This window comes from uncultured Maritalea sp., from assembly GCF_937139385.1.
In the GTDB taxonomy this organism is placed as follows: domain Bacteria; phylum Pseudomonadota; class Alphaproteobacteria; order Rhizobiales; family Devosiaceae; genus Maritalea; species Maritalea porphyrae_A.
On sequence record NZ_CAKZPW010000264.1, the window covers coordinates 1 to 2,245 of the forward strand.

Consider the following 2,245-nt stretch of genomic DNA (forward strand, 5'->3'; position numbering starts at 1 on the left):
ATTTCTTGCTCAATATTGGTGATGCAACAGCGCACGATATTGAAACGCTTGGCGAAACTGTGCGCCATAAGGTTCGCGAAAATTCAGGTATTGAGCTGAAGTGGGAAATTCGGCGCATGGGGCATTTTGTGCCCGGCAAAGAAGTACGTGAGTTTTTGGACGGTGATGTGTTCACCGGTCAGGTTTGAGTATGAGCAAGCATGTTGCGGTTCTTTATGGCGGGTGGACAAGCGAGCGGGAAGTTTCCTTGTCTTCGGGGCGCGAATGCGCAGCAGCGCTTGAGCGAGCCGGCTATAAAGTCACGCTAATTGATGTTGATCGCCAATTGGCTCAACGTCTTGCAGAAGTAAAACCAGATGTGGTGTTTAATGGTCTGCATGGTCGTTTTGGCGAAGATGGAACCGTTCAAGGCATGTTAGAGATCATGGGTATTCCCTATACCCACTCGGGCGTTTTGGCATCTGCATTGGCAATGGACAAGCATCAATCCAAAATGCTGTTCAAGGCCGCAGGGGTTCCTGTTACGGATCACATAATCGCCCATCGCGATGAAATTGCTGGCAAGCACCAAATGCCACCGCCATACGTGGTGAAACCCTATAATGATGGGTCTAGCGTTGGTGTGTTTATTGTCAAAACTGGCACCTCTCATCCGCCACAAGAAATATTGCGCACTGACTGGCAGGGTGAGGACCATTTGATGGTGGAGCGCTATATTCCGGGACGTGAATTAACCTGTGCGGTAATGGGTGGGGTTGCGCTTGGTGTAACTGAAATCGTTACTGATTTGCACTTCTACAATTATGAAGCAAAGTATGAAGTTGGTGGGTCAGAGCATATTCTACCAGCCCAAGTTTCACCGAAAATTTACCAGAATGTTCAAAGACTAGCGCTTAAAGCACATGAGACTCTTGGGTGTCGCGGGGTCACACGAACTGATTTTCGATATACCGAACATCAGGGCCGTGAAGGTGAATTGATCTGTTTGGAGATCAACACTCAGCCCGGGATGACGCCAACGTCGTTGGTGCCAGAGATTGCTAAACATGCCGGACACAGTTTTGAAGAATTGGTGTCTTGGATTGTGGAGGATGCAAGTTGCAACAGGTAAAGCCAGAACATTCAAGCCAATCCATTGCTGTGGCAAAACCACTTGGTGCGGATTTGGTGGTGCGCCGAGCGACACATTTGTTTGTCGCACAATCGCGTAACCTGTGGGTGTTGCACAAGCAGCTTGCTGTTCGATTGATTGCGCTTGTGCTGGTGGTCAGCATTGGTGCGGCGGGTATTGCCTATCGTGGCCATATCGGCAACTATCTCATTGATGTTTCAGGTCGAGTTTCTGCACTGTTCGCGCAAGCTGGCCTTTCAGTGGCTGAATTGTCGTTGTCAGGCTATGCCCTTACAAACGAGGATTTGCTGTTTGGTGCCGTTGGTCTAGAATCAAGCCGCTCTTTGGTCAGTTTTGACGCTGAAGCCGCACGATTGCGGTTGGAAGCGTTGCCCTCAATTGAAAGCGCGACAATTCGTAAGGTTTATCCAAACTCACTGATTGTTGATCTGGTTGAAAAGCAACCTGTTGCTATCTGGACTGTTGATGGTGTCAATTTTGCAATTGATAGCAACGGCGACAAGATTTCGCCTGTAGAGATGCCAATTGAAGGACTGCCTTTGTTTGTCGGCGATGGCGCCGCGGACGATGTGCCTGAAATGATTGCCTTGCTGGCGCAGTTTCCTGATTTGAATGAAGGTCTTTTAGCATCGAGCCGCATTGGTGATCGGCGCTGGGATTTGATTTATGACGTTGGGTTGCGTGTGATGTTGCCCGAAACAAATGTGGCCAAAGCAATGGAAAAACTGATGCAGCTGCAGTCGCAAGATCAGGTTTTTGAGCGCGACATCGCCGTGCTTGATTTGCGTCTTAATGACTATATTGCTGTTCGTCCTGTTGACCGTACGCCGGTTGAGGGCGCTGAAGTGGAAACTGAATAATGCTCACCGATGCAATGACCGCACGATTGAAACCGCTGCAACCGGGTCGTTCCAGTCTAATTTCCGTACTTGATATTGGGTCCACAAAGATTTGTTGCATGGTTGCGCGCTTGACCCCTCGTGATGAGGGAAAGGCGTTGAAGGGTCGCACCCATAGCGCTGAGGTTTTGGGCTTTGCGTACGGACCGTCTGCAGGTGTTAAAGGCGGGGTTGTGACCGATCTTGATCAAGCCGAACATGCCATTCGCTCGGT

At 49.7% G+C, this 2,245-nt stretch carries 2 protein-coding genes and 2 pseudogenes; all 4 read left to right on the top strand.

Annotated features, from left to right (window positions below; genetic code table 11):
• Positions 1–188, top strand: a pseudogene (locus Q0231_RS10885) (UDP-N-acetylenolpyruvoylglucosamine reductase); the annotation flags it as partial.
• A 2-nt stretch (positions 189–190) separates the two neighbouring features.
• Positions 191–1,111 carry a D-alanine--D-alanine ligase gene (locus Q0231_RS10890; protein ID WP_299347692.1) on the top strand — a complete coding sequence of 307 codons (921 nt, stop codon included), beginning with the start codon at positions 191–193 and terminating at the stop codon, positions 1,109–1,111.
• Positions 1,099–1,992, top strand: a complete 894-nt coding sequence (locus tag Q0231_RS10895; protein WP_299347693.1) for a cell division protein FtsQ/DivIB — start codon at positions 1,099–1,101, stop codon at positions 1,990–1,992. Before Q0231_RS10890 ends, Q0231_RS10895 begins: the two co-directional genes overlap by 13 nt.
• Positions 1,992–2,245 (top strand): annotated as a pseudogene (locus Q0231_RS10900) (cell division protein FtsA); the annotation flags it as partial. The gene Q0231_RS10895 and the pseudogene Q0231_RS10900, both read left to right, overlap by 1 nt.